This is a genomic window from Streptomyces sp. NPDC002446, assembly GCF_053595675.1.
In genome coordinates this window covers 44,756-69,791 of sequence record NZ_JBSFYC010000004.1, presented here as the reverse complement: position 1 = coordinate 69,791, position 25,036 = coordinate 44,756, and the positions used below count along the sequence as shown (strand labels likewise).

20 protein-coding genes and 2 pseudogenes are annotated in these 25,036 nt (G+C 73.3%); 15 read left to right on the top strand and 7 right to left on the bottom strand.

Features of this window, described 5'->3' with window-relative positions; all coding sequences use genetic code 11:
* Both ACWD6P_RS04315 and ACWD6P_RS04310 read right to left on the bottom strand, forming a co-directional pair.
* Positions 1–1,068: a FecCD family ABC transporter permease gene (locus ACWD6P_RS04315; RefSeq protein ID WP_451442481.1), complete on the bottom strand. Its 1,068-nt coding sequence runs from the start codon at positions 1,066–1,068 to the stop codon at positions 1–3.
* On the bottom strand, positions 1,065–2,150 hold the full coding sequence (locus ACWD6P_RS04310) for a FecCD family ABC transporter permease (protein WP_451442480.1): 1,086 nt from the start codon (positions 2,148–2,150) through the stop codon (positions 1,065–1,067). Before ACWD6P_RS04310 ends, ACWD6P_RS04315 begins: the two co-directional genes overlap by 4 nt.
* 165 nt (positions 2,151–2,315) lie before the next feature.
* Between ACWD6P_RS04310 and ACWD6P_RS04305 the strand changes: the two genes are divergently transcribed.
* The 7 genes and pseudogenes from ACWD6P_RS04305 (at position 2,316) to ACWD6P_RS04275 (ending at position 11,804) form a co-directional block, all read left to right on the top strand.
* The gene (locus tag ACWD6P_RS04305; RefSeq protein WP_451442479.1) at positions 2,316–3,287 is read left to right on the top strand and encodes an ABC transporter substrate-binding protein; all 972 of its coding nucleotides are present in this window, start codon (positions 2,316–2,318) and stop codon (positions 3,285–3,287) included.
* Positions 3,284–4,081, top strand: coding sequence for a 2,3-dihydro-2,3-dihydroxybenzoate dehydrogenase (locus tag ACWD6P_RS04300; RefSeq protein WP_451442478.1), 798 nt, complete (start codon positions 3,284–3,286; stop codon positions 4,079–4,081). Before ACWD6P_RS04305 ends, ACWD6P_RS04300 begins: the two co-directional genes overlap by 4 nt.
* Positions 4,082–4,123: 42 nt before the next feature.
* The gene (gene dhbC, locus ACWD6P_RS04295) at positions 4,124–5,338 is read left to right on the top strand and encodes an isochorismate synthase DhbC (protein ID WP_451442477.1); all 1,215 of its coding nucleotides are present in this window, start codon (positions 4,124–4,126) and stop codon (positions 5,336–5,338) included.
* Positions 5,335–6,984, top strand: a pseudogene (locus ACWD6P_RS04290) ((2,3-dihydroxybenzoyl)adenylate synthase); the annotation flags it as partial. The gene dhbC and the pseudogene ACWD6P_RS04290, both read left to right, overlap by 4 nt.
* Positions 6,985–7,005: 21 nt before the next feature.
* Positions 7,006–7,638 carry an isochorismatase family protein gene (locus tag ACWD6P_RS04285; protein ID WP_451442547.1) on the top strand — a complete coding sequence of 211 codons (633 nt, stop codon included), beginning with the start codon at positions 7,006–7,008 and terminating at the stop codon, positions 7,636–7,638.
* Between the two features lie 6 nt (positions 7,639–7,644).
* Positions 7,645–7,875, top strand: a complete 231-nt coding sequence (locus ACWD6P_RS04280) for a phosphopantetheine-binding protein (RefSeq protein WP_451442476.1) — start codon at positions 7,645–7,647, stop codon at positions 7,873–7,875.
* The gene (locus ACWD6P_RS04275; RefSeq protein WP_451442475.1) at positions 7,872–11,804 is read left to right on the top strand and encodes an amino acid adenylation domain-containing protein; all 3,933 of its coding nucleotides are present in this window, start codon (positions 7,872–7,874) and stop codon (positions 11,802–11,804) included. The genes ACWD6P_RS04280 and ACWD6P_RS04275 overlap by 4 nt, the downstream gene beginning before the upstream one ends.
* Positions 11,805–11,896: 92 nt before the next feature.
* Here the strand turns inward: ACWD6P_RS04275 and fes are convergent, their stop codons facing one another.
* A complete protein-coding gene (gene fes, locus ACWD6P_RS04270) occupies positions 11,897–13,159 on the bottom strand; it encodes an enterochelin esterase (protein WP_451442474.1) in 1,263 nt (420 codons plus the stop codon).
* 112 nt (positions 13,160–13,271) lie between these two features.
* On the opposite strand from fes, the gene ACWD6P_RS04265 reads away from it, so the two are divergent.
* The gene (locus ACWD6P_RS04265; RefSeq protein ID WP_451442473.1) at positions 13,272–14,237 is read left to right on the top strand and encodes a hypothetical protein; all 966 of its coding nucleotides are present in this window, start codon (positions 13,272–13,274) and stop codon (positions 14,235–14,237) included.
* A gap of 62 nt (positions 14,238–14,299) precedes the next feature.
* Here the strand turns inward: ACWD6P_RS04265 and ACWD6P_RS04260 are convergent, their stop codons facing one another.
* Positions 14,300–14,488: a hypothetical protein gene (locus ACWD6P_RS04260; RefSeq protein WP_451442472.1), complete on the bottom strand. Its 189-nt coding sequence runs from the start codon at positions 14,486–14,488 to the stop codon at positions 14,300–14,302.
* 351 nt (positions 14,489–14,839) lie between these two features.
* Between ACWD6P_RS04260 and ACWD6P_RS04255 the strand changes: the two genes are divergently transcribed.
* The 3 genes and pseudogenes from ACWD6P_RS04255 to ACWD6P_RS04245 all read left to right on the top strand — a co-directional run.
* Positions 14,840–15,532, top strand: coding sequence for a hypothetical protein (locus tag ACWD6P_RS04255; protein WP_451442471.1), 693 nt, complete (start codon positions 14,840–14,842; stop codon positions 15,530–15,532).
* 205 nt (positions 15,533–15,737) lie between these two features.
* Positions 15,738–16,382, top strand: coding sequence for an O-methyltransferase (locus ACWD6P_RS04250; RefSeq protein ID WP_451442546.1), 645 nt, complete (start codon positions 15,738–15,740; stop codon positions 16,380–16,382).
* A gap of 202 nt (positions 16,383–16,584) precedes the next feature.
* Positions 16,585–17,209: pseudogene (locus ACWD6P_RS04245) on the top strand (TetR/AcrR family transcriptional regulator); the annotation flags it as partial.
* 18 nt (positions 17,210–17,227) lie between these two features.
* Here the strand turns inward: ACWD6P_RS04245 and ACWD6P_RS04240 are convergent.
* Entirely contained in the window at positions 17,228–18,712 is a 1,485-nt protein-coding gene (locus ACWD6P_RS04240) for an LVIVD repeat-containing protein (RefSeq protein ID WP_451442470.1), read from the bottom strand.
* 150 nt (positions 18,713–18,862) lie between these two features.
* Between ACWD6P_RS04240 and ACWD6P_RS04235 the strand changes: the two genes are divergently transcribed.
* Positions 18,863–19,573 (top strand): DUF305 domain-containing protein, encoded by a 711-nt coding sequence (locus ACWD6P_RS04235; RefSeq protein WP_451442469.1) that lies wholly within the window; start codon positions 18,863–18,865, stop codon positions 19,571–19,573.
* A gap of 131 nt (positions 19,574–19,704) precedes the next feature.
* Here ACWD6P_RS04235 and ACWD6P_RS04230 read toward each other — a convergent pair whose 3' ends face one another.
* A complete protein-coding gene (locus ACWD6P_RS04230; protein WP_451442468.1) occupies positions 19,705–20,619 on the bottom strand; it encodes a DUF6214 family protein in 915 nt (304 codons plus the stop codon).
* 137 nt (positions 20,620–20,756) lie between these two features.
* On the opposite strand from ACWD6P_RS04230, the gene ACWD6P_RS04225 reads away from it, so the two are divergent.
* Complete coding sequence (locus tag ACWD6P_RS04225; protein ID WP_451442467.1) at positions 20,757–22,127, top strand: FAD-dependent oxidoreductase; 1,371 nt, start codon at positions 20,757–20,759, stop codon at positions 22,125–22,127.
* Positions 22,128–22,158: 31 nt separating this feature from the next.
* On the opposite strand, the gene ACWD6P_RS04220 is transcribed toward ACWD6P_RS04225, so the two are convergent.
* Complete coding sequence (locus ACWD6P_RS04220) at positions 22,159–22,530, bottom strand: ArsR/SmtB family transcription factor (RefSeq protein WP_451442466.1); 372 nt, start codon at positions 22,528–22,530, stop codon at positions 22,159–22,161.
* 195 nt (positions 22,531–22,725) lie between these two features.
* Here ACWD6P_RS04220 and ACWD6P_RS04215 point away from each other — a divergent pair, with 195 nt between their 5' ends.
* Together ACWD6P_RS04215 and ACWD6P_RS04210 are read left to right on the top strand one after the other, a co-directional pair.
* Positions 22,726–23,829, top strand: coding sequence for an NADH:flavin oxidoreductase/NADH oxidase (locus ACWD6P_RS04215; RefSeq protein WP_451442465.1), 1,104 nt, complete (start codon positions 22,726–22,728; stop codon positions 23,827–23,829).
* A gap of 92 nt (positions 23,830–23,921) precedes the next feature.
* Positions 23,922–25,007: a WD40/YVTN/BNR-like repeat-containing protein gene (locus ACWD6P_RS04210; RefSeq protein ID WP_451442464.1), complete on the top strand. Its 1,086-nt coding sequence runs from the start codon at positions 23,922–23,924 to the stop codon at positions 25,005–25,007.
* The last annotated feature ends 29 nt before the right edge of the window (positions 25,008–25,036 follow it).

Sequence of the window (25,036 nt, the reverse complement as noted above, 5' to 3'; positions counted from 1 at the left end):
TCAGGCCTTTCTGGTGGTCCGGTCCGAGCGGAAGAGGACCCAGAGGAGGAAGGGCCCGCCCAGGACGCTCGTGACGACACCGACCGGGAGTTCGACGGGCGCGGCGACGCGTCCCAGCGCGTCGGCCGCGGCGATGAGGGCGGCGCCGGTCAGGGCGGAGCCGAGGACCGGGACGCGGGTGGGGCCGCTGAGCCGCTGGGCGAGGACCGGGGCGGCGAGGGCGACGAAGGCGATGGGGCCGCCGACGCCGACGGCGATCCCGGCGAGGGCCACGGCCAGGGCGAGCGCGGCGGCCCGGAGGCGGCGCAGGTCGACGCCGAGGCAGGCGGCCAGGTCGTCGTCGAAGCGCAGGAGCTGGAGGCGGTGCCCGGCGGCGAGGGAGAGCGGGAGCAGGCACAGCAGGGCGATCAGGAGCGGGGTACCGACGCTGCCGTCCCGCCCGTTGAGGCTGCCGACGGCCCAGAGGAACACACCGCCCGCGGTGTTGTCGTTCTGACGGGACATCACCAGGTCGCTGACGGCGCCGATGAAGGTGGAGACGCCGATGCCGACGACCAGGACGCGGTAGCCGCGGCCGCCCGCTCCGCCCGCGCACAGCACGACGAGCGCCGCGGCGGCGACGGCGCCGAGCGGGCCGAGCCACCAGTCGCCGACCATCCCGGTCGCGGAGCCGGCCGCGGAGGCGACGACGGCGGCGGTGGCGCCGTCGTTGACGCCGACGAGGTCGGGCGTGGCGAGCCGGTTGCCCGCGAGGGTCTGGGTGAGGCAGCCGGAGACGCCGAGGGCGGCGCCGACCATGAGGCCGACGAGGACGCGCGGCAGCCGGAAGTCCCGCACGATCATGACGCTCCCGGGGTCCCCGGTGCCGAGCAGCCCGGAGAGGGTCTGTGCCGGGCTCATCCCGGTCGAACTCGCCATGACGGCGAGGACGACGAGGAGCAGGACCAGCGGCACGAGGAACGCCGCGGCGAGCGCGCTGCGGCGCGGGAGGAGCCAGGAGAGGGTCCCGGTGCGCAGCACCGTGCTGTCGGGCGGGGTGACGTCCGGTTGTGTGCCGGAGGCGGTCATGCCGAGGCTCCTGCGGTGGAGAGACGGGACGAGCGGGCGATCCAGACGAGCAGCGGCCCGCCCACGAAGGCGAGCAGCACACTGACCGGCGTCTCCCAGGGCCGGATGACGACCCGGGCGAGGATGTCGGCGAGGATCATGACATCGGCCGCGATCAGCGCGGACAGGGCGAGTTGGGCGGTCATCCGCGCTCCGGCCAGCGCTCGGGCGGCGTAGGGGGCGAGCAGCCCGAGGAAGGCGATGGGCCCGGCCACCGCGACCGCGCAGCCGGCCAGCAGCGAGACGGCCGCCGCGACGACGACGCGGACCAGACGGGGGCGGTGGCCGAGGGAGCGGGCGCTGTCGTCGCCGAGGCCGAGCGCCGACAGCGGGCGGGCGCAGCACAGGGCGGTGAGCAGGCCGACCGCGACCAGCGGCAGGAGCGGCAGGAGGTCGGCGGTCTCCACTCCGGCGAGGGAGCCGATCGTCCAGTAGCGGTAGGTGTCGAACGTCGACTGGGTGCCCAGCAGTACGTACGAGGTCATGCCGTGGAAGGTGGCGCCGAGCGCGGAGCCGGCGAGGACCAGTCGCAGCGGGGAGCCGCCGCCGCGTCCGGACGCGGCGAGCAGCAGGACGACCGCGCTCGCGGCGACCCCGCCGAGCAGGGCCCACAGCAGCAGCGCCAGGGACGATGCCGCGCCGAAGAAGGTCAGTCCGACGACGACGGCGAAGGCCGCGCCGGAGTTGACGCCGAGCAGGCCGGTCTCGGCGAGCGGATTGCGGGTCGCGGCCTGCAGCAGAGCGCCGGCCGTGCCGAGACAGACGCCGACCAGCACGGCGGCGAGCGTGCGTGGAAGGCGGACGTCCATGACGGCGAGCCGGAGTTGGGCGTCGGTGCGGGCGGCGGGGTCACCCATGAGGTAGTCCCAGGCGCGCAGGGCGGAGCTGGACCCGGTGCCGATGAGCAGCGAGAGCAGGACGAGCGCCAGCAGGAGGACGGCGAGCGCTGCGGACGCCCAGGCGAGAGTGCGCGCCGGATGCGGCGGGCACTCGCGGCGACCGTATCCGGCCGTATTTGACCGCCCTCGGTGCGTTATTGACATATGGTTAGCCTAACCTAAGCAAAACCGGCCGGTGCGGAAACCGTGCAAGCCACTCGCACACCCGGAATGCCCCCCCTTTTTTTGTGATGCCCAACACCCGGGCGCGGGCGCCGGAATGCACCGTTCCGGGACCAATCCCCCATCGAACAACGGAGAATGCAGACCATGATCTCCTTCTCTTCCCGCGGCTGGGCCCGCCCCGTCGTCGCGGCCGCCCTGCTCACGGCCTGTGCGCCGGCCCTCGCCGCCTGCGGCTCCTCCGAGCAGGACGCCGGCTCCGGCGGCAAGGGCCGCACGACCCGGATCACCGACGCGACCGGCGCGAAGGTGGAGGTGCCGGCCGCACCCCGGCGCGTCGTGGCGCTCAGCGAGATGGACCTGGACTCGGCGCTCGCGCTCGGCGTCAAGCCGGTGGGCCTGGCCGCGGGCCGCGGCCAGCAGGGCGCCCCCGGATACCTGGCGGACCGGGCCGAGGGCATACCGGTCGTGGGCGCGGTGACCGGCCCGGACATCGAGAAGGTCATCCGGGCCAGACCCGACGTCATCCTCGCCGGGCAGACGGCCGACGCACAGGTGCTCAAGCAACTGCGGGGCATCGCCCCGACCGTCGTCACGATCGGCGGCGGCAAGGACTGGAAGAAGTCCCTCGCGCTCACCGGCAAGGTGCTCGGCAAGGCCAACGCGGCCGAGAAGTTCCTCGCCGACTACGACACCAAGGCCGCGGCGCTCAAGAAGGACCTCGGCACGAAGGCCGGCGCGAAGGTGTCCGTGGCCCGCTACTCGGCGAAGGGCACGGCCGTCATGCAGCAGGGCGTGTTCATCAGCGACGTCCTCAAGGACCTGGGCTTCGCCCGGCCCGGCGTGCAGAACGACAAGGGCGAGGGGCACTCGACGCCGATCAGCGACGAGAACCTCAAGGAGGTCGACGGCGACTGGCTGTTCATCGGCACCCTCTCGGCCAGCGGCCCGGACGCCGGCCTGCTGGACAAGCTCACCAAGAAGCCCGCCTACCGGCAGCTCACGGCCGTACGCGACCGGCACGTGACCATGATCGACGGCTCCAAGTGGACGAGCCTGGGCGGCGCCGAGGCGGCCGTCTCGGTGCTCGGCGACATCCGGAAGGCCATGGTCAAGTGAGCGCGGACCAGGAACTCGCCGGACGGCTGGCGCTGGTGACGGGCGCGGGCCGGGGCATCGGCGAGGCGGTGGTCACCGCCCTCGTCGAACGCGGCGCCCGCGTGGTCGCCACCGACCTGCTCCCCGAGGGCGCCGAACGCCTCGCCGGCACGTACCCGGACCAGGTCACCGCCCGCCGACTCGACGTCACCGACGCCGCGGCCGTGGAGGCCCTCGTCGCCGAGACCGAGGACACCCTCGGCCCGCTGGACATCGCGGTCAACGTCGCCGGAATCCTGCACAGTTCGCCGGTCGTGGACCTGACCGACGACAACTGGGCGGCCACCTTCGCCGTCAACGCCAACGGCGTGTTCCACGTCTCGCGGGCCGCCGCCCGCCGGATGGCGGAACGGGGCTCCGGCAGCATCGTCACCGTCGCCTCCAACGCGGCCGGCATCCCCCGCGCGGGCATGTCCGCCTACGCCGCCTCGAAGGCCGCCGCCGTCATGTTCACCAAGTGCCTGGGCCTGGAGGTGGCCGCACGGGGCGTCCGCTGCAACACCGTCTCCCCCGGCTCGACCCGGACCGACATGCAGCGCGCGCTGTGGGAGGCCGCCGGCAGCACGGACGAGGAGGCCGCCGCGCGGCGGGTCGTCGAAGGGGACCTGGCGGCGCACCGCACCGGCATCCCGCTCGGCCGGATCGCCGAACCGGCCGATGTCGCCGAGGCCGTCGCCTTCCTCGTCTCCGACCGCGCCCGGCACATCACCATGCACGACCTGTACGTCGACGGCGGCGCGACCCTGCGGGCCTGAACCGGCCGCACGCCCACCCCCCACTCCTTACTGGAGACACCCATGTCTGCCTCTCTGTGCGAACCCACGTCCCCGGTCCCCGACCCCACCCTGACCCCGATGCTCTCCCCCGGCGCGGCGACCGCCCTGCTCGACGCCTACCGCCCCGGGACGGACCGCTTCCTCGCCACCCCCAGACGCACCCTGCTCGCGCACGGCACCACCGCCGAAATACCCCACGACGACCGGCCGTTGCCCAGACGGGTGCAGGAAACCCTCGACGCGCGGCGGCGCGCGGGCGCCCCCGCGCCGGTCGTCGTCGGCGCGCTGCCCTTCGCCCCGGACGCCCCGCCCGCGCTCGCCGTCCCCGAGACCGTGCGATGGGCGCCGCCGCTGCACGAGGACCCCCTCATCGCCCTGCCCGTGCCCCCCTCCGCGGACCCGCGCTGGCAGGTGCGGGAGGTGCCGTCGGCCGCGCGGTACGGCGAGGCCGTCGCCGCCGCGGTCGCGCGGATGCGGGCCGGGGAGTTCGACAAGGTCGTCCTCGCCCGCACGCTGGAGCTGACCGCCGATCAGCAGCCCGACCTGCCGGCGATGCTGCGGCGCCTGGCCAGGCGCGACCCGGCCGGCTATACGTTCGCCGTCCCCAGCGGCCCCGGCCGCACCCTCATCGGTGCCAGCCCCGAACTGCTCGTCGCCCGGCAGGGCGGCCGGCTCACCGCCAACCCGCTGGCCGGCTCGGCGCCGCGCAGCACCGATCTGGCCGAGGACGTCCGGCGCGCGGCCGCGCTCCTGGAGTCGCCCAAGGACCTCCATGAGCACGCCGTCGTCGTCGACGCCGTACGGGAGGCGCTCGCGCCGTACTGCACCCGCCTTCAGGTGCCCGAGCGGCCGACGCTGGTGCGGACCGCGGCCATGTGGCACCTGTCGACGACGGTGACCGGCGAACTGGCCGAACCGGCCGCCTCGGCACTGGAGCTGGCGGCCGCCCTGCACCCGACACCGGCCGTCTGCGGCACCCCGACCGATGTGGCACGGGCCGTCATCGCCGCCTCGGAGCCCTTCGACCGGGGCCCCTACACCGGCATGGTCGGCTGGCAGGACGCGGACGGCGACGGCGAGTGGGTGGTGACGATCCGCTGCGCCGAGGCCGAGGGCCGCGGGCTTCGGCTGTTCGCCGGCGCCGGTGTGGTGGCCGCCTCCACACCGCAGGCCGAGACCGCCGAGACCGGCGCCAAGTTCCGTACCTTCCTCAGCGCCGTGGGAGCCTCGCTGTGAGCGCCGACGTATACGCCCCGGCCACCTCCGGCCCGGACGCCCCCGGCTGGCCCGGCGAGTTCGCCGAGCGCTACCGCGCCGCCGGGTACTGGCGCGGGGAGACCTTCGGGCAGATGCTGCGCGAGCGGGCCGCCGCCCACCCCGACCGGACCGCCCTGGTCGACCCGGCGCCCGAGCGCCGCACCTGGACGTACCGGGAGCTCGACGAGCGCGCCGACCGGCTGGCCGCCGGGTTCGCGGCGCGCGGCATCGCCAAGGGCGACCGGGTCGTCGTGCAGCTGCCCAACACCGGTGAGTTCATCGAGGTGGTCTTCGCGCTGTTCCGGATCGGCGCGCTGCCGGTCTTCGCGCTGCCCGCGCACCGCGAGACGGAGATCGGCTACTTCTGCTCCTTCGCCGAGGCCACCGCGTACGTCATCCCCGACCGGCACGCGGGCTTCGACCACCGCGCGCTCGCGTCCCAGGTCAAGGCACGGACACCGAGCCTGCGGCACGTCTTCGTCGTCGGCGACCCCGGCGAGCACACCGCGCTGTCCGACGTGCCGTGCGACCCGGCCGGGCCGCCCGACGGGCCCGAGCCGCACGAGCTGGCGTTCCTGCAGCTGTCCGGCGGCACTACGGGGGTGCCCAAGCTCATCCCCCGCACCCACGACGACTATCTGTACTCGGTGTGGGGCTCCAACGAGATCTGCGGTGTGGACGCGGACACCCGCTTCCTCGTCGTGCTGCCCGCCGCGCACAACTTCCCGATGAGTTCGCCCGGCTGGCTCGGTGTGCTGTACGCCGGAGGCACGGCCGTACTGTGCCCCGGGCCCGATCCGGCGACCGCGTTCCCGATCGTCGAGCGGGAGCGGATCACCATGACGGGGCTGGTGCCGCCGCTCGCCCTGGTGTGGACGCAGGCCGCGCCGAAGGCGGAGCACGACCTGTCGAGCCTGGAGCTCGTGCTCGTGGGCGGAGCCAAGTACAGCGAGGAGGCGGCCCGCCGGCTGGAGCCGGCCCTGGGCTGCCGGCTGATGCAGGTCTTCGGCATGGCCGAGGGCCTCGTCAACTACACCCGCCTGGACGACGACCACGAGACCGTCGTCACGACACAGGGACGGCCGATCTCCCCGGACGACGAGATCCGCATCGTCGACGACGCCGGGGACGAGGTCCCCGAGGGCGCGTTCGGGCATCTGCTCACCCGCGGCCCGTACACCATCCGCGGCTACTGGCGCGCCCCGGAGCACAACGCGACGGCCTTCACCGAGGACGGCTTCTACCGCACCGGTGACATCGTGCGCCGCACCCCGACCGGCCACCTCGTCGTCGAGGGCCGGGCCAAGGACCAGATCAACCGGGGCGGGGAGAAGATCGCGCCGGAAGAGGTGGAGAACATCATCCTCGGCCACCCGTCCGTGCACGACGTCTCCGTCGTCGCCGTGGCCGACGAGTACCTCGGCGAACGCACCCTCGCCTATGTCGTCCTGCGCGAGGGCGCCGAGCCGCTGCGGCCCGCCGCCGTCAAGCGCTTCGTGCGCGAGCGCGGGATCGCCGCCTACAAGGTTCCCGATCTCGTCGAGTTCGTCGACGCCTTCCCGCAGACCGGGATCGGCAAGGTCAGCAAGAAGGGGCTGCGGACCACCGCGGCCACCGCCGAGCAGCACCGAAAGGCCCCCACTCCCATGGCACTTCCCGCCATCGCCCCCTACCCCCTGCCGGCCGCGGACGAGCTGCCCGCGAACCGCGTCGCATGGACCGTGGACCCCGCGCGCGCCGTGCTGCTCGTCCACGACCTGCAAAACCACTTCCTCGGCTCCTTCCCGGCCGGCGAGCAGCCGCTGACCGGGATGCTCGGCAACACGGCACACCTGCTGAAGGAGGGCCGCCGCCTGGGCGTGCCCGTCGTCTACTCCGCCCAGCGCGGCGGCCAGACGCCCCAGGAGCGCGGGCTGCAGCTGGACTTCTGGGGGCCCGGCGTCGCGGACGACCCGCACGCCCTGGCCATGCCCGAGGCCGTCGCGCCCGAGGCCGGTGACACGGTCCTGACCAAGTGGAAGTACAGCGCGTTCGTCCGCACCGAACTCGAACAGCTGCTGCGCGACACGGGCCGCGACCAGCTCGTGATCGTCGGCGTGTATGCGCACATCGGGGTGCTGATGACCGCCTGCGACGCATGGATGCGGGACATCCAGGCGTTCGTCGTCGCGGACGCCGTCGCCGACTTCTCCCGCGACGACCACGACATGGCGCTGCGCTGGGCCGCCGGCCGCTGCGCGGTCGTCACCACCACCGACGCGCTCTTCAAGGAGGTCTGAGCCGCCATGGCACTCACCCTGGACCAGCTGCACGCGGACGTCGCCGACTGCCTCGGCGAGGACCCCGCGGACATCCCGCTCGACGAGAACCTCGTGGACTACGGGCTGGACTCCATTCGGATCATGACGCTCATCGAGCGCTGGCGCAGCGACCACGGCGTCGAGGCCGCCTTCGTGGACCTGGCCGAGCGGCCCGCCATCGACGCCTGGGCCCGGTTGCTGGGGGTCACCTCGTGACGGTCCTGCTCACCGGCGGCGCCCGGCCCGGCCAGGACGGCCGCCCGGGCGCCGAACTGCCGCTGACCGCGGCGCAGTCGGGCATGTGGTACGCCCAGGCCCTCGACCCGCACAGCCCCGCGCAGAACACCGCGGAGTGCCTGGAGATCGACGGGCCGCTCGACCCGGACGTCTTCGCACGGGCCCTGCGGCAGGTCACCGCCGAGGCCGACGCGCTGCGGGTGCGCGTCAAGGACACGCCACAGGGCCCGCGCCAGTACGTCCTGGACGCCGTCGAACCGCCGCTGACCGTGCACGATCTGCGGGCCGCCGACGACCCCGAGGCGGCGGCGGAGGCGTGGCAGCGCGCCGACCTGGCCGAACCGTTCGACCTGGCGGGCGGTCCGCCGTTCCGGCACGCGCTGTTCCGCGTCGGCGAGGAGCGGTGGCTGTGGTACCAGTGCATCCACCACCTCGTCATGGACGGCTTCGGCTACTCCCTCCTCGTACGCCGTACCGCCGAGGTGTACACGGCGCTGGCCCGGGGCGAGGAGCCCGGACCGCGCACCTTCGGCAGCCTCGCCGGCCTCGTCGCCGAGGACGCGGAGTACCGCGCCTCGGAGCAGTTCGCGGCCGACCGCGCCCACTGGTCCACCGCCTTCGCCGACCGGCCCGAGGTGCCCCGGCTCGCGGGCCGCGGCGCGCTGCCCGCGCGGACGTTCCGCCGCCGTACGACGTACCTGCCGCCGCAGACGACCGAGCGGCTCCGGGAGCTCGCCGCCGGGCTCCGCGCGACCTGGCCCGACGTCCTGATCGCCGCCCAGGCGCTCTACGCCTCCCGGGCCGGCGACCGGTCCGACGTCGTGCTCGGGCTGCCGATGATGGGCCGGATGGGCTCGGCGGCCCTGCGCGTGCCCGGCATGGTCATGAACGTCCTGCCGCTGCGGCTGACCGTCTCCCCCGACGCGACCTTCGCCCAGCTCGTCCGGCAGGTCGTGCTCGGCATCCGGGAGGTCCGCCGCCACCAGCGCTACCGCTACGAGGACATCCGCCGCGACCTGGGTCTGCTCGGCGAGGGCCGGGCGCTGGTCGGCCCGCTCGTCAACGTCATGCCCTTCGACTACGGCGCGGAGTTCGCCGGCGTGCCCGCGCGGGCCCGGAACCTGTCCGCGGGGCCCGTCGAGGACCTGACCGTCAACATCTACGACCGTGCCGACGGCCGCGGCCTGCGCATCGACCACGACGGCAATCCGGCGCTGTACGACGACGACCGGCTCGCAGCCCACCAGGAGCGCTTCCGGCACCTGCTGGACCGGCTCGCCGCCGCCGACCCGCAGCTCCCGCTCGCCGCGCACGGCATCGCCACACCCGCCGAACACGCCCTGGTGGTCGACGAGTTCAACCGCACGGACCGGGAGCTGCCGCCGACGACCCTGATCGGGCCGATCGAGGCGCGGGCCGCCCGCACCCCGGGCGCGACCGCCCTGGTGTACGGGGCGGTCTCGCTCACCTACGCGGAGCTCAACGCCCGCGCCAACCGCCTGGCCCGGCACCTGCAGAGCCTCGGCGCCCGGCCGGGCGCGGTGGTGGCGGTGTCGGTGCCGCGCTCGGTGGAGCTGGTCGTCGCCCTGCTCGCGGTGCTGAAGGCCGGGGCCGCGTACCTTCCGCTCGACCCGGACTATCCGGCCGAGCGGCTCTCGTACATGCTCGACGACGCCGCCCCGGTGTGCGCGGTCACCGACCGCGCCGGCCGGCTTCCCGACCACCCCGCCACGCCGCTCGTCGTCCTGGACGGGCTCGATCTGACCGGGTACCCCGCCATCGACCCGGGACGGCCGCTGACGCCCGCGCACCCCGCGTACGTCATCTACACCTCCGGTTCGACGGGCCGGCCCAAGGGCGTCGTCGTCTCGCACGGGGCGATCGACAACCGGCTGCGGTGGATGCAGGGCGAGTACGGCCTGACGGCCGCCGACCGGGTGCTGCAGAAGACACCGTCGTCGTTCGACGTGTCGGTGTGGGAGTTCTTCTGGCCGCTGCGCGAGGGCGCGGCGCTGGTCGTCGCCGAACCCGGGGGCCACAAGGACCCGGTGTACCTCGCCCGCCTGATCCGCGAACAGGCGGTCACCACCTGCCACTTCGTGCCGTCGATGCTCCAGGTCTTCCTGGCCGGGCCGGACGCGGCCGGGTGCCGGGGGCTCGGCCGGGTCTTCTGCAGCGGCGAGGCCCTGCCCCGCGAGACCGCGCAGGCCTTCGCGCGCACGCTGCCCGGTGTCGCGCTGCACAACCTGTACGGGCCGACGGAGGCCGCCGTCGACGTCACCTACCACGCGTGCTCGGCGAAGGACAGCGGTCCCGTACCGATCGGGCAGCCGGTGTGGAACACCCGCCTGTACGTGCTCGACGCGGCACTGCAGCCCTGTCCGCCGGGCGTCCCCGGCGAGCTCTACCTGGCCGGCCGGCAGCTCGCCGACGGCTATCTGAACCGCCCCGAGCTGACCACCGCCCGGTTCGTCGCCGACCCGTTCGGGCCGCCCGGCGGCCGTATGTACCGTACGGGCGATCTGGCGCGCTGGACGGAGCAGGGCGAGGTCGAGTATCTCGGCCGCACCGACCACCAGGTGAAGCTGCGCGGCCAGCGCATCGAACTCGGCGAGATCGAGGCGGCGTTGGCGGCACAGGACGGCGTGGACGGCGCCTGTGCGCTGGTGCGGGCGGACGGGGACGGCTCGGGCGAGCAGCGGCTCGTCGGCTATGTGACCGGCGGCGCCGATCCCGCGGCCGTACGGGCCGGGCTGGCGCGGACGCTGCCGGAGCACATGATTCCGGCGGCCGTCGTGGCGCTCGACGCCTTCCCGCTGAGCCCCAACGGCAAGCTGGACCGCCGTGCCCTGCCCGCCCCGGTCTTCGCCGGCGGTGCGGGCGGACGGCGCCCGGCCGGCCCCCGCGAGGAGGCGTTGACCCGGCTCTTCGCCGAGGTCCTCGGGCTCGAACGGGTCGGCCCGGACGACGCGTTCTTCGACCTGGGCGGCACGTCCCTGCTCGCCGTACGGCTGGTGGCGCACGTCCGGGCGGCGTTCGGCACCGAGCTGACGATCGGCTCGCTCTTCGAGGCGCCGACGCCGGCCGCGCTCGCCGCCCGCCTCGACGCCTCGGGTCCCGCGGCCGAGGACGCCCTGGACGTGGTGCTGGCGCTGCGCGCCGACGGCGGCCGGCGGCCGCTGTTCGCGTTCCACCCCGCCGGCGGTATCGCCTGGTGCTACGCGGGCCTCGCCGCCCGCCTCGGCCCGGACCAGCCCGTCTACGGCATCCAGGCCCGCGGCCTGGTCGGCGACGACCCGCTGCCGGGCGCCCTGGAGGAGCAGGCCGCCGACTACGTCCGGCACCTGCGCGCGGTGCAGCCGCACGGCCCGTACCGCCTCCTGGGCTGGTCCGTCGGCGGCGTCCTCGCGCACACCGTGGCCGTACTCCTCCAGGAGGCCGGCCAGGAGGTCGAACTCCTCGCGCTGCTCGACGCGTTCCCGTCCGAGCAGTGGCGCGGCCGGCCGGCGCCCGAGGAGGGCGACGCGCTGACCGCGGTGCTGCGCATGGCGGGCTTCGACCGTACCGGCGAGCGCACCCGCGACGACGTCCTGGCCACCCTGCGCCGTGCGGGCAGCCCGCTCGCCGGACTCTCCGACCACACCCTGTCGAAGATCGTCGACATCGTGCCGAACCATGCGCGCATGATGCGCGAGCACCGCCACCGGGCCTACGAGGGCGACCTGCTGTTCTTCACCGCCGCCGCGCCCCGCGCCGAGGACTGGCTCACCCACGAGGCCTGGCGGCCCCATGTGCACGGCACCGTCGCCAACCGGGACCTCGACTGCACCCATCCGCAGCTGATGCAGGCCCGGCAGCTCGACGAGATCGGCGCCGTACTGGCGGCCCGCCTCAAGGAGCTCGGCTGATGACGCGGACGTGATGACGCGGACGCACTGAACCGCGCGGCGGGGCGCCGGCTTTCGGGCCGTCGCCCCGCCCGTCCGGTCCGCCCGTCCGTTCAGCCGCCGGACAGCAGCCCCACCAGACCGTCGGCCAGTTCGGTGCGCCAGCAAAGGTAGTCGTGGCCGCCGTTGAACTCGCGGTAGACGGCGTCGTCGTAGCCGGCGGCGGCGAGGGTGTCCCGCAGCCGCCGGGCGGCGGGCAGGGCCACCCACTCCTGCTCGCCGAAGGAGAGCCAGAAGCGCACCGGCAGCCGTGGCGAGGCGGCGATCCGGCCGGTCAGCCACTCCGCCTCCGGGCCGTCGGGCCACCAGAAGGAGCCCGACTGGGCGAGTACGTTCCCGAAGCGGTGCGGGGCCGAGAACGCCGCGTAGGCCGCGGTCAGTCCGCCGAGGCTCTGCCCCGCGACCACCGTGCGCGCCGGGTCCCCGGTGACCGGCAGCCGCTTTGCCACCCAGGGCAGCAACTCCTCGCCGAGGAAGGCGACGAACTCCGGGCGGCAGGTCATCTCCGCCCATCGCCTGCCGGCGTCCACGGACTCCGGCAGCACGGCGGCGAGCGGGGGGATCCGGCCGTCGGCGATGAGGTTGTCCAGCAGATGCGCGACGCCGAGCCGCGGCTGCCAGTGCTCACCGTCGAGCAGCACGAGGACGGGCAGGTCCGCCGCCTGCCCCCGCACCGCGCCGGCCGGTTCGTACAGCCACACGCGGCGCCGCCCGCCAAGGTGCCGGCTCGCCACGTCGCACTCCCGCACCGTGCCGCGCTCGACGCCCGTTCGCGGCTCCCAGCCCACCGCGTCCGGCGCACCCGGAAGTTCGGCGTACGGGACCGGCTCGCCGCCCCAGCGGCGCGGCAGCGTACGGGAGTTGTACGGATCGGCACGACGCTGGGTGCGCAGCCACCCCCAGTACCCGGCATCACCCGGGCCGGGGCCGCCGCCCTCGTCCACGTAGAGGTCGTATGTGCCCCGCCAGTCGCGGCGCAGACGGACGGTCCAGTGCCAGACATCGGTCCCGGGGACGCGCTCCATGAGATTGCCCTCGGGGTCACGCGGGTCGCCCAGCTTGTTCGGCACCACCTGCACCCCACGGGTCCCGGGAGCGCCGCGCCACAGATACGTCACGGCCGCGTGATCGGGACAGCCCTCGGGGTCGGGCGTGACGAGCGGCGTGCCACGACGCCGGACATCGGCCCAGAACTCCTCGACGCCGTCCGGCGCGGGCAGTACACCGCCCGGTGCCGTGAGCCGCGGCAGCGCGTGGGGGCGGGCCAGCCGGGGCGGATGACATGGGGTGCCCTCAGGCGGCACGACTGCTGACATACGGACGGACTCCGGGGATCGAGCGATCGACTTAGGGTCACCTTACCTCGGGCCCGGACCCTATTACCGGTCAGTTAGCCGCACTGTCAGTGCCCTTGGCTACGGTGCGCCCATGACCGACCGCAGAGACGACACCCCGGACCCCCGGCATCACCCCGAGCTGCTGGCGTGGCTGGCCGAGCGATCCGCCGGCTTCGAGCAGTGGGCCCGGTCCACCGGATGCCCCGAACGCTGGGACTTCGGCCCCGCCTCCCTGGACGCGCTCGAAGAGCTGCTGCGGCGGACCTTCCGCAGCGACCAGGACATCGAAGAGCGGCGGCGCGGAGCTCTCCTCCAGGGCGCCGTCTGGTATCTCGGGGAAGTGGCCTGCCGGTCCACCGGCGTGGTGTGGACGTACGAACCGCTCGCCTGCGCCGACGAACCCCTTCCGCCCCTGTTCGGCGAAGTGCACGCACCGGGAACCGTCGACACCCCCTGCGTGCGCCCGACCGGCGACCGCACGGACGACCGGCTGTATGTGATGGCGCCGATATTCAGGCTGTTCATGGCGCACGACGAGGTCGGCAACCCGATCGACGAGCGGCTGCGCGGCGTGGTGTACGACTGCGGCAGGTTCCAGCGGCTCGCGGAGTGGCTCCAGGCGCGGGCGACGGGCTTCGAGGAGTGGGCGCGCGCGACCGGTCAGGCGGAGAGCTGGGACTTCGGCCCCGCGTCCCTGGACGCGCTCGAAGAGCTGGTACGCGGCCGGTACAGCGGTGAAGAGGAGCTCCAGGAGGAGCGGGACGGCCTGTTCGTGCAGGGAGCCGTCTGGTACGTCGGGGAAGTGATCCGCCGCTCGACACCGGAGACGTCCTGGGGGTACGACCCCTTCGCCATGGACGCGGGCGACACCTCAGGCCGCATGTTCACCCCGGGAGCGGACGACGAGCTCGACACCCCGTACCTGACCCAACCGCACTTCCAGGAAGAGGACTTCGTGTATCCGCTGAGCCACCTGCTCCTTCTCTTCTGGAAGGGCAGCGCGCGGTACCGCCGTGAGGAGGCGCATCTGCGCGATCTGCTCGACGAATTCGAGTGACGCAGGCAGGCGGCGGGGAGGGCGCACAAGCCTCCCCGCCGCCTGATCTACGTCAGTACCTGCTACCGGCCCTGGACGCCCGCCACGGCGCTGTCCGTGAGGCTTTGCGGCATGGTGGCCCCCCACACCCGCCCCAGGGTGTGGAAAGCGGAGTCGGCGAAGCTGCCGCCGCCCTCCGATGCTTGGGCCGGAGTGGCGAGGACCCCCAGGAGCGCGGCGGTCCCAAGGACGACGGCGGCGATGCGGCGCATGAACTACCCCTTTGCATAAGGCGTTTGGCGTTGCAGGCGATGACTTTCCCGGCCTCTGTACCGATACGCCCGAGGTCCACCTTGTGGGTGGCGATAAATCGACTGGTCGCGTCCGCGATTGACACCGGGCGCGGTGGCCGGAAGGGCACCGCCCGCAGCGGGCCGCGCTCGTCGGCCTCGTCGGCCTCGCCGGAGCGGGGGCGCATGCGGAGGCACAAGGCCGCTCACGGCGCGGGCCGGTGTACCCGATGCGGACGCCCCGTGCGCCCGCGCGCCCGTTCGAGCGCCCTTGGATTCGGCGATCGGCGGCTCTGCAATGGGCGGCGACGGGACCACGAGAGGAGCAGAGAAGTGATCAACACGTCCGAGACCCTGGCCGTGCAGACGATCGAGAACTTCCTCACCCCCGACGAGACCGCTCAGGTCACCAAGCTCGTCGACGACCACCTGGCCACCACCGGCTGGGTCCCCGCCCGCCCCAGCGAGGGACTCACCCCGCCCGATGCCGCACAGGAGATCCTGGCAGCCGCGATCGACCGGGCAATGCCCGTCATCCGCCGGGTGTTTCCGTCCGCCGACTCCATCGCCCCGTGGCTGTACCACGACCTCAAGCCGGGGGACACGATCGGTTCGCACGTACACGGCATCGATCCGGACGAGCGTCCCGTCCGCCTGGCCCGTGTGGTGTTCAACCTTCAGGACGCGGAGTGCGGCGGGGAGTTCTACCTCGACACCAGCGCTTGCGACGAGCTGTGGTTCGACCGGGCGGCCGGCGCCGACGGCGTCTTCGAGCCCGGTACCCGGTTCGCCCACGAGATCACCGCCCGGTCCGGCCCGGTCGCCCTCGACGCCATCGCCGCCACCCGCTGGGTCTGCCACCCGCCGGCCGGAACCACCCTGGTGTACGGGGCGCAGCTGATCCACGGCGTGACCCCGGTGACCGCGGGCCGGGCCCGCAAACTCATCACCGATCTGTGCGCCGGGCCGGGTCCCCGGCCCGACGCGGCGCGCCCGCACTCACGTCCGCGGCGTACTCCGCACTGAGCGCCGCCAGGCCGTGCCGGAGCCGGGCGACGGCGGAGCCGACGGGCGCCGGCCGGCCGTACGGCACGGCTTCCGCGCGGCCCGGTGCGGATCGCGGGCGCTACCGGGCCCGGCGTCCAGAGACCCTCCCACGGCGGGCGCGCCCTCCCCCGACAGGAGCACCGAGGTGACCGGAACCCCGCCCGACGAGCTCAAGACCGTCCCCATGACCCGCGAGGTGTACGACTACCTGCTGAGCCACGCCGAACCGCCGACGCCGGTCCAGCAGCGGCTGGCGGCCCGGACCCGCGCCCTGGGGCCGCTGACCGTCATGCGCGTACCGCACGAACAGGCCACCCTGCTGACGCTGCTGGCACGGCTCGTGGGCGCAGTACGCATCGTCGAGGTGGGTACCTTCACCGGCTACTCCACCCTCGCGCTGGCGACCGGGCTGGCCCCGGGTGGCACCGTCCTCACCTGCGACACCTCTGAGGAATGGACCTCCATCGCCCGGGCCGCCTGGCGGGAGGCGGGAGTGGCGGACCGCATCGACCTCCGGCTGGGCCCCGCGCTGGAGACCATCGCCGCCCTGCCCCTGCGGAGCGACATCGATCTGGTCTTCCTCGACGCCGACAAGCCCCACTACCGCCAGTACTGGGACCTCCTCGTGCCCCGGCTCCGCCCCGGCGGACTGCTGATCGCCGACAACGTGCTCCAGCAGGGCCGGGTCCGCCTCCCGTACGCCATCGGCAACGCCCGCGCCGTACGCGAGTTCAACGCCCACGTACGCGCCGACCCGCGCGTCGAGTCCGTCATGCTGCCGGTGGCCGACGGGCTGACCCTCGCCCGCAAACGGTCCGAAGACACCTGACGCGACGGAGCACCCGCCGGGGCTGCCCCCATGACCTGGTACGACACGGGCCATGAGGCCAACCCCGGCCCCGCCTGGGCCCGATTCGGGCGATCCCCCGCGTCGCCCGAATCAGGCAGCTTGACCGGATCCCGACCGGGGACGGACATCCGGAGTTGCGCTGAGTATATTGGCTCTCAGCCAGTCAACGCAGGAGTCAAGCATGTCCCCCCGCAGCGCATCGGTCAATGAAGAATTGCGGCGGCGCTCCCGCGAGCGGCTGCTGCAGGCCACGGTCGAACTGGTGGGGGAACGCGGGTACGAGGCGACCACGCTCGGGGACATCGCGGAGCGGGCCGGGGCGGCGAGGGGGCTGGTCTCGTACTACTTCCCCGGCAAGCGCCAGCTGCTGCAGTCCGCGGTGCACCGGCTGATGCATCTGACGCTGCAGGCCGCGCTGGAGCGCGAGCCGCGGCCGACCGGGCCGGACGCCGGACGGGAGCTGCTGGCACGGGCCATCGACGCGATCCTGGGGCTCGCCCATGATCACCCGCTGCTGATGCGCACCCACATGGCGGGGATCCTGACGGCCGAGGGGTTCATCCAGTGCCCCGAACAGCAGCGGCTGGCCCAGTTGCTGCGCGAGACGGTCGTGGCGTACGGATCGGCGGATCCCGATGCCGACTATCCGCTGCTGCGGGCGCTGCTGATGGGTTCGGTGGTGCCGATGCTGCTTCCGGGGGCGCAGATGCCGCGGGTCCGGCTGCGCGCCGAACTCTTCCAACGGTACGGACTGGACTGGGAGTCGGGGGTCCCGCCGGACGAGTGAGCCGCCCGGCGGGACATGGGCGCGGGGCCCGGGTGTGTCAGCGGTAGTCGGGCTGGGTCTGGACGTTGAGCTCCCTCATCCGTACCGGCTCGGCGCTGTCCGTGCGACGGTCGTCGATCTTCAGGACGTCGAAGCCCTTGGCCATGTCGTTGGAGTAGATGTGGCCGTTGTAGTAGTACGCGGACCAGGATCCGCCGCCGACCAGTTGGTCGGTGGAGATCGGTCCGCGCTCGAAGTAGCCGATCTCCTTCGGGTGCGCGGAGTCGGTGAAGTCCCAGATGGAGACGCCGCCCTGGTACCACGCCTGGACCATGATGTCGCGGTTCCTGGCGGGGATCAGCGAGCCGTTGTGGGCGACGCAGTTCTCGGTGTCGGCCTGATGGCGCGGGATCTTGTAGTAGCTCTTGAAGACGAGCTTGCGGTCCGTGCCCTTGCCGACGATGTCGTAGATGCCGTCGGCGCCGCGGTTCGGCCCGACCTTCTCGTTGCAGGTGGCCGCTCCGCCGCCGCCCAGCTCGTCGGTGAACACCACCTTGTTGCCACGCTCGTTGAAGGTGGCCGAGTGCCAGAAGGCGAAGTTGACGTTGTCCTGGACGCGGTCGATGACCTTGGGCGCCGCCGGGTCCGCGATGTCGAGGAGTACGCCGTCGCCCATGCAGGCGCCCGCGGCCAGCTTCAGCTTCGGGAAGGCGGTGATGTCATGGCAGCCGGTGGTCTGCGAGACCCCCGGGTTGGCGGGTCCGCCGGGGTTGCCGCCGTCCGGGAAGAGGACGGGGAAGTCGACGACGGCGGCCTTCTGAGGTGCGGCGCGCGGCACCTTGATGACGGAGATGCCGTCGTGCGGCGGCTGGCAGTCGGGGAAGGTCGCGTTGGGCGAGTACGACGAGACGTAGACATAGACGTCGCGGCGCTCGGGGACCAGCGTGTGGGTGTGTGAACCGCAGGCCGTTTCGACGGCGGCGACGTACTCGGGGTGCGCCTTGTCGCTGATGTCGAAGATCTTCACGCCCTCCCAGGAGGACTTCTCCGTCGCGGGCTGCGGTGTGCTGCTGCAGGAGTTGTCGTTGCGCGAGGAGTCCGTGGACAGGAAGAGCAGGTTTCCGGAGACCGAGACGTCGTTCTGCGATCCGGGGCAGAGCACCTGGCTCACGGTCCTGGGCGCCTTCGGCCGGGAGATGTCGTAGATGACGAAGCCGTCGTAGTTGCCGGCGAAGGCGTACTTCCCCTGGAACGCGAGGTCGGAGTTGGTGCCCTGGAGCGCCTGCTTGGGGATGTTGGCCAGATGACGGACGTTCTCGCTGTGGACGATCTCGTCCTTGCCGGGTATCTCGCCGTTCTTGATCGCGGCACGGGTGTCCGCTTGCTGATCGCGGCTCACTTCCTGGGCCGCGGAGGGGTGGTCCCCCGGATCGGGGGTGGCGGCCGCGGGTTGGGCCATGAAGAGGGCGGCCGCGAGCCCTAGAGCCGCGGCCGCCGCGCCGAGGGATCTGCGCCGCACTCGGGGTCTGTGCAACGACGTCACAAGGTCCTCCCTTGGAGTCCGTTCCGCTGTGAACGGTTCTTGGCCCCGGTAGTATCGCGCCGCTCATGTACATATCAATAGAAGGCAACGAAGACGTAACGCCCCAGCAGGTCTGGTAAGGCCCGGCACGCAGCGGCCCGAGGCCCTCGGATGGCCCGGCGGACAGGAGTGTGTGCGTTGACGCGTCCCAGAAGACAGCACCCCAGGCGGGCCGCCGGCCTCGCCACGGCCGGCCCGGTGCTGGCCATCTTCCTTGCGCTGAGCGGTTGTTCGTCCGGCGGCGAGACCGCGGCGGGCAGGACCGGGGGCGCCGCGGTGGTCGCGCCGGGCAGACCCGGGGAGCCGGCGAAGACCCTCACCGCCGAGGAGGCCAGGAAGGCGCGCGGCGACGACGCCCCCAACGCCGCCGACTTCGGCTACGTCCGGATGATGGTCCCGCACCATCAGCAGGCGCTGGTGATGACGGACCTGGCCGAGCGGTACGCCGCCGATGCCCGGGTCGGGCGGCTGGCGGAGCGGATCGCCGCTGCCCAGGGGCCCGAAATCGACGCGATGAAAGGCTGGCTGAGCGGCCATGGCGGAGCGCGCGCACAGGACGGCCACCAGCATCACGCGGAGCACGGGATGCCCGGTATGGCCGGCGCGGCCGATCTCGCACGGCTGCGGGCGGCGCGCGGCGGGAAGTTCGACGCGCTCTTCCTGAAGTTGATGATCGCCCACCACCGGGGCGCGGTCTCGATGGCGACCGAGGTGCTCTCCGGGGGCCGCAACACGCTCGTGGAGGAGATGGCGAACGACGTCATCGCGCAGCAGACCGCCGAGATCGGGCGGATGGAGCGGATGCGGGCGGCGTTGCGGTAGGACGGCAGCGGCGGCGGGGAGGACCGGTTGGCGGCGGGGACGGCCGGTTGGCGGCGGGCGTGCGGCAGGTGCCGGGCCGGGGGCGGGCAGCACAAGGTGCGACGCGGTGTCGGTACAGGCGGGGAGCGGGATCAGCGCTTGTTGTGACGGGGCGTCAGCAGACCCTCGTCGCGGGCACCGGCGATAAGCCGCAGCGATCTTCGGCGGTTGCGGCCGGTGGCGAGCATGACGGCCAGCACCGGATCGCGCCCTTCGCGCTGCGCCTGACGGTAGGCGTCCGCGGCGAGCTTGCGGCGCTCGGCGGCCCGCGACCGGGCGAGCAGGGCGGAGCGGGCGCGCTCCTCCGCCGCCTCCCCCGGCTCCGGCGTCCCGGCCGCCGGCTGCGCCGCGCCCTCTCCCGCCCCGGCCTCGGGCGCCGCCTGCGCACCGTGCCCCGCCGTCCCGGGGGAAGGTTCATGCGCAGGCTCCCCCGCCGGCTGCGGTTCCGGCGCCGCCCCGTTCGGCGCCTCCGGTGCCGGGGCGGTCACCTGAGCGTGTGCGGCGCCGGCCGCCGTGGCGGGGGCCGGCCCGGGCGTCGGCTCACACGTCGGCCCGGCCATCGGCCCACCCGCCCGCTCCGGCGACTCGGCCGCCGGACCGGGCTGCCGCTGGGCGGGCCGGGTCTTGCGCGGCTGTCCGGTGGCCGTACGGAAGGCGTCGTCCAGGGGCCCCTCGATCCAGCGGGCCAGGTCGGCGAGGCCGTCCGGGGTCAGCGGCGGGTCGGCCCGTACGTCCTCGACGGTGATGTGGTCGTCGGAGACCGTCACGAGGACATCGATCCGCGCGCCGTCGGCGAAGGTCAGCCGGGCGCTGCACCAGGGGCCCAGCGGATCGACCCGGGACGGCGGACACCCGCCGCCGTCGGTTCCGGTCGCCGCGTCCGGGGCGGCGGGACCGGGGACGGGCGCGGCCGAGCCATGCCCCCGAAGCTCCCACGTGGGCCACTCCTGTGGCGCGCCCTGGGCTTCATATCGGTGATTAACGGTATAAAAGTCACTTTCCGACACATTTGAAAACCTAGCCTCCAGCCCACCCGGCCCAGTGGCGCGGCACGCTCATCCCACGGGGAGCAACCCCGATAGCGCATCTCCCGTCGCGCGCCCGCCGGTGCGATCCTGGGGGTATCCCGCGGAAGGGGCCACTCGTGCTTCGTGTCGCAGTGATCGGTTCCGGGCCCAGCGGCGTCTACACCGCCCAGTCCCTGATCGAGCAGCAGACCGTACCGGACATCGAGGTGTACGTCCTGGACCGGCTGCCCTGCCCGTACGGTCTGGTGCGCTACGGCGTCGCGCCGGACCACGAGAAGATCAAGTCGCTGCAGAACAATCTGCGTACGGTGCTGGAGCACCCCCGGGTGCGCTTCCTCGGAAACGTCGAGGTGGGGGCGCCGGGGCTGGGCGTCCAGGAGCTGCGGAAGATCTTCGACGCGGTGGTGTTCTGCGTGGGCGCCGCCACCGACCGGCATCTGGGCATCCCCGGCGAGGAGCTGCCCGGCAGCCATCCGGCCACCGAGTTCGTCGCCTGGTACAGCGCGCATCCGGACGCGGCCACGACCCGTTTCGCCCTCGCGGCGCGGTCCGCGGTCGTGATCGGCGTGGGGAACGTGGCGGTGGACGTGGCCCGGATGCTCTCGCGCCGTGCCGCCGAGCTCGCGGCCACCGACATGCCGCAGGGGCCGCTCGGCGTGCTCGCGGACAGCTGCGTCGAGGACGTCTGGATGGTCGGCAGACGGGGGCCCTCGCAGGCCAAGTTCACCACCAAGGAGCTGCGGGAGCTGGGCTCGCTGCCGGGCACGGAGGTGCTCGTACGGCCCGACGAGCTGGCGCTGGATCCGGCGTACCGGGATCCGGGTGAGCTGCCGGCGGTGGGGCGGCGCAATGTCGAGGTGCTGCGCGGCTGGGCGGAGCGCCCGTCGGACGCGAGCACCCCGCTGGAGCGGGCCCGCCGGATTCATCTGCGGTTCTTCCTGCGCCCCGTAGAGGTGCTCGGGGACGCCACCGGAGTACGCGCGGTGCGGTTCGAGCGGACCGCGCCCGACGGGCGGGGCGGCGTCACCGGCACCGGCGAATTCGAGGAGATCGAGAGCCAGTTGGTGCTGCGCTCGGTCGGCTACCGGGGGACGCCGCAGCCGGGGCTGCCGTTCGACGAGGCGACCGGGACGGTGCCGCACCAGGCGGGGCGGGTGCTGCGCGACGGGGCGCCGCTGCCCGGGGTGTATGTGGCGGGCTGGATCAAGCGGGGCCCCACGGGGGTGATCGGCACCAACCGGCCGTGCGCGAAGGAGACCGCGCAGTCGCTGCTGGCGGACGCGGCGACGCTGACGGAGCGGACGGCGGCCGAGGATCCGGTGGCCGCGCTGACCCGGGCGGGACAGCGGCCGGTCGCCTGGCCGGGCTGGCTGGCCATCGAGGCCGCCGAGGCGGAGTGGGGGCGGGGACTGGGGCGCGGCACGGTCAAACTCCCCGACTGGGAGCGCCTGTTGGAGGCGGCGCGCTCGGCGGGCGTGACCTGCTGACCGGGCCGGCCCGCGCCGCCGGACGGGCCGGCTACTTCTCGCCGAGGCGGCGGGCCTGGAGGTCCGCCGCCCGCAGCACACCGTCGATCAGGCCGGGGAAGAGCGCTTCCAGGTCGGTCTCGCGCAGCCGGTTCATCTTGGCGGTGCCGCGGTAGAGCTGCTGGATGACACCGTTCTCGCGCAGCACCCGGTAGTGGTGGGTGCAGGTCGACTTGCTCACCGGGAGCTCGATGTCCGCGCAGTTCAGCTCGTCCTCGGCGGCGGCGAGGGTGCAGACGATGCGCAGCCGCATCGGGTCGGCGAGGGCGTGCAGGACGTCGGTCAGCCGGATGTCCTCGCGGGCCGGGTGCTCCAGCGACCGGGAGCCCGGCGTGGCGCCCGTTGACGTCGTATCGGTCGGCATGACGGCTCCTGAGTGGCTCTGCGGGACTCGGCAGGGCGCGTGGCACCCGGTCGGCGCGCCCATGGTCCGCGCGCTCCCTCCGCCCGGCCATTGTACGAGAAGCATCGTAGTTTGACATCCACCGTAGTACGACGCTTATCGTATGAGTGCGGGGCCAACCGGGACCCGTCCCCTCTCCACGCACAGGAGCCTGCCGTGAGCGCACTGTTCGAGCCCCTCACCCTTCGCTCGCTGACCGTCCCGAACCGCCTCTGGATGGCGCCCATGTGCCAGTACTCCGCGGATCCCGAGGGCCCGGCCCAGGGCGTGCCCGGCGACTGGCACTTCCAGCACCTGGCCGCGCGGGCGGCGGGCGGAACGGGCCTGATCCTCACGGAGGCGACCGCGGTGAGCCCCGAGGGACGGATCAGCCCCTACGACCTCGGGCTCTGGAACGACGCGCAGACCGAGGGCTTCCGGCGCATCACCGCCTTCCTCAAGGAGCAGGGGACCGTCGCGGGCATCCAGATCGCGCACGCCGGCCGCAAGGCCTCCACCGAGCGTTCGTGGGTGAACCGCGGCGGCCCGATCCTCCCCGGTCAGCGACACGGCTGGGAGCCGGTCGGCCCGAGCCCGCTGCCGTTCGACGAGGACTTCGCGACCCCCGCCGAGCTGTCCGTGGCGCAGATCCGCGAACTCGTCGCGCAGTTCGGCGCGACGGCCCGGCGGGCGCTGGACGCCGGCTTCGAGGTGGCCGAGATCCACGGCGCCCACGGCTACCTGATCAACCAGTTCCTCTCGCCGTTCAGCAACCGGCGCACCGACGAGTACGGCGGCTCCTACGAGAACCGGACGCGCTTCGCGCTGGAGGTCGTGGACGCCGTACGCGAGGTCTGGCCCGACGAGCTGCCGGTCTTCTTCCGGATCTCGGCGACCGACTGGCTGACCGAGGACGACAGCGACGACCGCGAGGGCTGGACCGCCGACGACACCGTGCGCTTCGCCCGCGACCTCAAGCAGCACGGCATCGACCTGCTGGACACCTCCACGGGCGGCAACACCCCGGACGCGAAGATCACCACGGGGCCGGGCTACCAGGTGCCGTTCGCCGAGCGGGTCAGGAAGGAGACCGGTCTCGCGGTGGGCGCCGTGGGCCTGATCACCGAGGCCCGGCAGGCCGAGAAGATCATCGCGGACGGTCAGGCCGACGCCGTGCTGCTGGGCCGCGAGCTGCTGCGCTCCCCCAGCTTCGCGCAGCACGCCGCGCGCGAGCTGGGCGCCTCGATCCGGGTGCCGCAGCCGTACCACCGCGCCATCTGACCTGCGCGGATATCCGCCGGGACGCCGTTGTCAGTGGTCGGGTGCAGACTGGCCACTGTCTGAGACAACGGCGTCCCGGAGGTGCTGTGGCAATGACTGACGTACTGCTCGCGGTGGGCACGCGCAAAGGACTCTTCATCGGCCGCCGGCGGCACGGCGACTGGGAAGTGAGCGGCCCCCATTTCCCCGCACAGGCGGTGTACTCCCTCGGTATCGACACCCGCCGGAGCACACCCCGGCTGCTGGCCGGGGCCGACAGCGCCCATTGGGGCCCGTCGGTGTTCCACTCCGACGACCTGGGCGAGACCTGGCAGGAGCCCGCCCGCCCCGCGGTCAAGTACCCGAATCACACCGGGACTTCACTGGAGCGGGTGTGGCAGCTGCACCCCGCGGGCCCGGCCGCCCCGGACGTGGTGTACGCGGGCACCGAGCCCGGCGGTCTGTTCCGCTCCGAGGACCGGGGCGAGACCTTCGAGCTCGTACGGGCGCTGTGGGACCACCCCAGCCGTGAGAAATGGGTGCCCGGCGGCGGTGGACTCGCGGTCCATACGGTGATCACCGACCCGAGGGACGCCGCTGCCGTCACCGTCGCGGTCTCCGCGGCCGGCGTCTTCCGCACCCTGGACGGCGGCGCCAGCTGGGCACCGTCGAACAAGGGCGTCAAGGCGGTCTTCCTGCCCGACCAGCACCCGGAGTTCGGCCAGTGCGTCCACAAGATCGCGCAGGACCCGGTGGACCGCGACCGCCTGTATCTGCAGAACCACTGGGGCGTCTACCGCAGCGACGACGCCGGCGCGCAGTGGACGGACATCGGCGACGACCTGCCCTCGGACTTCGGCTTCGCGGTGGCCGCGCATCCGCACCGGGGCGATGTCGCCTACCTCTTCCCCATCACCGCGGACATCGACCGGGTGCCCGCCGAGCACCGCTGCCGGGTCTACCGCACGGCCGACGCCGGCGGCAGCTGGGAGCCGCTGAGCGAGGGACTGCCGCCGGAGGACCACTACGGCACGGTGCTCAGGGACGCGCTGTCCGTCGACGACAACGACCCCGCGGGGGTGTACTTCGGCAATCGCAACGGCGAGCTCTACGCCAGCGCGGACGACGGCGACAGCTGGCAGCAGCTCGCCGCCCATCTGCCGGACGTGCTGTGCGTACGGGCGGCGGCCGTGGCGTGATACGGACAACACGGCCGGGCGGCCGGCGA